Annotated in this window: 4 protein-coding genes; 1 reads left to right on the forward strand and 3 read right to left on the reverse strand. The window is 69.5% G+C overall.

The features are described 5' to 3' along the window. Nucleotides 1-312: 312 nt before the first annotated feature. Genes HRL41_RS11445 through HRL41_RS11455 form a run of 3 tightly spaced genes read right to left on the reverse strand, consistent with a single transcriptional unit; the run spans nucleotide 313 to nucleotide 4043 of the window. Entirely contained in the window at nucleotides 313-1695 is a 1383-nt protein-coding gene (locus HRL41_RS11445; RefSeq protein WP_172137134.1) for an ABC transporter permease, read from the reverse strand. Continuing rightward, entirely contained in the window at nucleotides 1682-3037 is a 1356-nt protein-coding gene (locus HRL41_RS11450; protein ID WP_172137135.1) for an ABC transporter permease, read from the reverse strand. The genes HRL41_RS11445 and HRL41_RS11450 overlap by 14 nt, the downstream gene beginning before the upstream one ends. Nucleotides 3038-3056: 19 nt before the next feature. After that, nucleotides 3057-4043 carry an ABC transporter ATP-binding protein gene (locus tag HRL41_RS11455; protein ID WP_172137136.1) on the reverse strand — a complete coding sequence of 329 codons (987 nt, stop codon included), beginning with the start codon at nucleotides 4041-4043 and terminating at the stop codon, nucleotides 3057-3059. Nucleotides 4044-4232: 189 nt separating this feature from the next. Between HRL41_RS11455 and HRL41_RS11460 the strand changes: the two genes are divergently transcribed. Continuing rightward, nucleotides 4233-5465: sensor histidine kinase (locus tag HRL41_RS11460; RefSeq protein ID WP_172137137.1), on the forward strand; the 1233-nt coding region annotated here is incomplete at its 3' end.

The following is a 5465-nucleotide window of genomic DNA, read 5'->3' on the forward strand; positions in this document are numbered from 1 at the left end:
TATCCTGTAAAGTGTCCATGGTGGCCGTTGCCTTTCTGATGAATCGGTTACTTTCGCAAAAACGATTCTAGGCAATGGCCACTTCTATCTCAAAGCGACTCCTGACACCAACTTTCGGCACGCGATCCGACAACGGCGCTTTCGCATCCACTTTTCCCGAGAAATCGCCGATAACGGGCATATTTCATCCAGAATCGCCTGAGGGGTGGATGGAAAAGCGCCGTTGTCGGTAACGTTGCCGGCAGCGTCCTCGATGATCGGCCGGCAGAGCAACCGAAACCGGTGAAGGCCGAGGTCGCGGCCGCAAGGGCGCTAGGCGGCGGCTGCGGTCGCGGCGGCCGCGCCCTTCTTCACCCCGGCGTTGCCGAGGCGGATGCGCCCCACCGCGAGCGCCACGGCGAAGAGCGCCGCCGCGAAGAGCAGCACCATGCCCATGGCGGTGATCGCGGGCGCAAGCGCCTCCCAGGTGAACGCGTTGGCCTGGGCGATATCCATGAGCGCCTGGCCGTGCCAGTACGACGGCGTGAAGCGCGCGACCACTTCCATGCCCCCGCCCATGAGGCTCACGTCTATCCACGACCCGCCCAGAAACGACAGCACGAGCCCTGCGATGTTCGACGCTGCGTTCGCCGTCATATCCGAAGCGCCCGCCTGCGCCAGCAGAAAGCCGAACGCCAGCGCGAACAGGACGTACGCCAGCGAGTCCACGATGCACAGCACCACGCGCCACGCCTCGGTGCCCGAAAGCGACCCGCTGAACACCACCAGCCCCTGAGCCGACAGCCACCCCCACGTGATGAGCGCGCACACCACGCCCGCCGCCGCCAGCCCCAGGCTGAGCGACAGGCTGCTCACCGGCGCGGAGAGGTTGCGCCGCCGCACGTCCGTGCGGTTGAAGCCCGCCATGGTCACCGACACCAGCACGCCCACCGCGCACAGGATGGGATAGGTCTGCCAGCGGTTGTACAGCAGGAAGTCGTCAGGCAGAGGCGACGCCTCCCCTTCCTCGACGGCGTAGGCGGCCTCCGTCTCCGTGCGCATGTCGTCATGCGCAGCCGCCGTCGCCGCAGCCAGCACGTCGTCAACGCTGTCGGCGTCGCTTGCGGCCGCGTCGCTCGCAGCCGACAGCGCTGCCGCCGCGTCGCCCGCATCCGCGCCGCTCGCCAGCGCCGCCGCTCCCGCCGCATCCGCGCCACCTGCCAGCGCCGCCGCGCCCCCTTCCGCTCCGTCCGCGTCGAGGGCCACGTGCACGGCCACGCACGCCAGGTACATCTGCAGCTGGTTCTCCACCTCGTAGCCCGCCGTGTGGTCGAAGCTCGCCACCGTCTGCACGCGCGGCAGCTCCTCGCCTGCGCGCGCCGCCTCCACGAACGCCTCGCCGTACCCTTCCGGCACGATGACCAGGCAGTCCGTCGTTCCCTGCGCCACCGCGTCCTGCAGGGCGCGCTCGGTGTCGGCCACCTCCACCATGTTCGAGCGCTCAGCCAGGGTCTCGGTCACGCCCGCTGCCAGCGCGCTGCCGTCGCGGTCGATCACGGCCACGTCGGCGCGATCCTGCACGAAGTCGCCGGAGCTGGCGCCGTGGGTGTTCCCCGTCGCCACGAACACGCCCATGAACCCGAGGAACACCACGTAGATGAGGATGTACGTGCGCTGCTTGAGCAGGATGCGACACGCGGTCTTAAAGATGTTCATGCTGCTGCCTCCTTGAGATAAGCGCGGCCGCAACGAGGAGCACCGCCGCCATGGCCACCAGCGCGCCAACCAACGCGAAGAACGGCTGATAGCTGTCGTAGTAATACAGGGCGTAGAACGCCTGCGAGATCAGACGCGCGGGGTTCACGTAGGCGGTCCACGGCGCGGCCGCGGCGATCTCGTCCGCCAGGTTCATGCACGCCTGCCCGTAGAGCCCCGCGAACAGCGCCGACAGGCACGTGACGCCCGTCATGATGCCGTTCTTCGCCATCTCGGGAATGCCGGGCAGCGCGCCCACGAACACGCCGAGCGCGCACGCCGTGAGCGCCGACGCCGCGATGGCGCCCACGCACGCGGCGTCCTGCCCGCCGAAGTCAACGCCCAGCACCACGCGGATGTACGCGAAGGCGACCAGCAGGCACAGAAACGCCAGGGCCCACGAGACGGCGAACGTCGCCACCAGCACCTGCGCGCGCGGCACGGCGCCGAGCGCGCGGCGCGCCCCCACCTCCGAGGTGTTCGAGCAGGCGCGGCTCATGGCGACGAGCCCGATGGTGGCGGCGAACATGGTCGCCATGCCCAGAAGCGCGTAGTAGTAGCGCGTGGACTCCGTCGGCACGTTGTGCGTGACCGACACGCGCTCGGTGAACGTGCTGTCGGCCGCCGCGAGCGCCTGGTCGATGAGGGCGTCGACGTCGATGCCCACGCCCATGAGCAGCGCCGAGGCGTCGTCGAGGTCATCGGGCGAAGGCGCGGCGCCCTGCGCGTAGCTCTTGACGGAGTCGGGCAACGCCGCGGGGTCGAGGGCCTCGAGGGAAAACGCGCCCGAGACCATGGCCTGCTCCACGTCGGAGCGGACGCGGCTCTCCACCGCGCCAGTCACGGCGTCCCCGGTGCGCTGCGCGCCGTCGAGCACCGTCTTCACCACGGTCTGCTGCGCGGTGAGCGCGCCATTGGACGGGTCGAGCTTCATGTGCAGGGAGGGCGACCCCTGCGCGTCCACCGTGAGGTAGGCGATGGCGTCGGTGTCGGCGAGCGCGCGCTGCGCCGCCTCCTCGCTCTCCACGTACTGCGGCACCACGAGGCTCCCCACCTCGTCAGCCGCGGTGCCCGGCTCGCTCACCGCGTCCACCACCTCGCGCAGCACCGTCGCCTCGTCAGACTCCCACGCCTCGTCCTGCACCACCACGAGCCCCAGCTCAGTGGCGTAGACCGTGTCGTCGAGCTCCGCGAACATGAAGGAGAACAGCGTGGACAGGATGATGGGGAACGCCAGAGCCCACACGAGGAGGTCCCGGTCGCGCATGAGGTAGAGCGCCGTGTATTTGAACGTGTTCCACATGATGTGCCTCCTGCCCGCGCTAGTCGCGCAGCTCGGTGCCGGTGATCTCGAGGAACACGTCGTTCAAGGTCGGCGGCTCGGCGTAGATGCGCCCGAACGCGACGCCCTGCGCGCTGAGCAGGTCGAGCACGTCGGCCAGGTTGTGCGCGCCCGCGGCGCAGTCGACCGCGAGCACGTCGCCCTCGAGCTCGGCGCGCAGCGTGTGGGGCAGCTCGCGGACGCGTGCGAGGAGGTCGGCGTGCGCGGAAGCCGCCGATGCAGGGGTGCCCGCCAGCTGGATGCGCAGCTTCTCGCCCGTGCCGATCATGGCCTTGAGCTCGGCGTTCGTTCCGCATGCCACGCCGCGGCCCTTGTCCATGATCATGATGCGCGAGCAGATCTCCTCCACTTCCTCCATGTAGTGGCTCGTGTAGATGATGGTGGAGCCCTCGGCGTTCAGCCGCAGGATGCCCTCGAGGATGGCGTTGCGGCTCTGCGGGTCGACGGCCACCGTGGGCTCGTCGAGGATGATGAGCTCGGGCTTGTGCGCGATGCCGCACGCGATGTTGAGGCGGCGCGCCAGGCCGCCCGAGAGCTTCTTCGGGCGGAAGCGCTCGTAGCCTTCCAGGCCCACGAAGTGGATGGCCTCGTCCACGAGCGCGCGGCGGGAGCTCTTGTCGGGCACGTAGAGCGCGCAGAAGTAGTCGATGTTCTCGCGCACGGTGAGCTCGTCGAACACGGCGAGGTTCTGCGGCACCACGCCGATGCAGCGCTTGAGGTCGTAGCGCGTCGGCGTCATGGGCTCGCCGAACAGGCGCACCTCGCCCTTGTCGTAGGTGAGCAGCTGCAGGATGCAGTTGATGGCCGTGGTCTTGCCGCTGCCGTTGGGTCCGAGCAAGCCGAACACCTCGCCCGGCTTTATCGACAGGTTGAAATGGTCGAGCGCGATGGTCTCCTTGTAGCGCTTGACCAGGTTCGACACCTCGACGACGAGGTTGTCTGCCGCACGCGGCGTATCTTTTCCCACGTTAGTCCTCCTTCTTCGCGCGCCTTCGCACGATTGGGCGCGCTCTCTCAACCTGGCTCCCAGTATCCACGCAAGGGGGTTTCGGCAGAAGTGACTTTTGTCACGAGTTCACCTGCGAAGACGCGTTCGGCGCGCCCGTGCCTCCGCAAGCGCGGGCGCTTGCCGTATGATGGGGACATGGAACGCGTCTTGGACAAGATCATCGTGTTTGCGGGGTGCTGCCTGGCGCTCATGCTCGTCACGCCCTCGGCTTTCGAGGTGATGGGGCTGCTCGCTGCCGTAACCGCCGCGGCGCTCTTCGAGGTGGCGCCGGATCGCATGAGATACGCGGGAACGGCGGCCTATCTGGCGTTGGCGTGCGCCTGCGCGCCGTGCGCGCTGTTCGCGCCGCTGGCGGCTTACGACAGCATGCGCGTCGGACGGAACGACGAAGACGAGGGCAGGGGCGCCGCGGGAGGCGCGGGCGGCGGCGCAAGGGCCGTGGGTGCGAACAGGGCGCGGATGACCGGCGGGGTTGCCGATGGAGCTGCTGGTGGAATTGCCGGCGACAACGCGGAGGCGCCGTGGGAGACGCGCGCCCTGCGCGTGCTGTGCGCGGCTGCGCTGGCGGCCGCGCTGCCGCGGCTCCCGCTTGACGCCGTGGGCGTCATGCTGGTGATGGCCGTCGTGGCCGCGCTGCTCTCGTGGCGCACCTCGCGCCTGCTCGCCGACAAGAGGCGGCAGCGCATCGCGCGCGACAGCATGCGCGAGCATTCCCTGGCGCTCGAGCTGCGCAACCGCGACCTGCGCGACAAGCAGGACTACGAGGTGCACGTGGCCACGCTCACCGAGCGCGGGCGCATCGCGCGCGAGATCCACGACAACGTGGGGCACCTGCTCACCCGCGCCATCCTGCAGGTTGAGGCCATGCAGGTGGTGCATGCGCAGGACGCGCAGGTCACGCGCGAGCTCGCGCCCGTGGGCGCCACGCTCTCCGAGGCGCTCGCCTCGGTGCGCGCGAGCGTGCACGCCCTGCACGACGATGCGCTCGACCTCGAGGGGCAGGTGCGGGAATGCGCGCGAGGCTGCGAGGAGGCGGGCATCGCCGTGAAGATCGACTACGCCGTCGACTACGCGCCCGCGCCCGTGGCGCTCTGCCTCATCGCCGTCACGCGCGAGGCGCTCTCCAACGTCATGCGCCACAGCAACGCCGCGAAGGCGCACGTGCGCCTGACGGAGTACCCCGCGCTCTACCAGATCACCGTGACTGACAACGGAAGCGGAAGCATGGGCGGCGGCGCGGGCGCGGGCACGGCGGGCGGAGCACGCGGCATGGGGCTGCAGTCGATGGAGGAGCGGGTGACCGCGCTCGGCGGCTCCTTCCGCGCGGGCTTCGAGCGCACGCCGGGCGGCGCGGGCGCGAGGGCGGCAGGCGGCGCGGGC

Origin of the sequence: Adlercreutzia sp. ZJ473, from assembly GCF_013185065.1 — a bacterium.
Lineage (GTDB): Bacteria > Actinomycetota > Coriobacteriia > Coriobacteriales > Eggerthellaceae > CAAEEV01.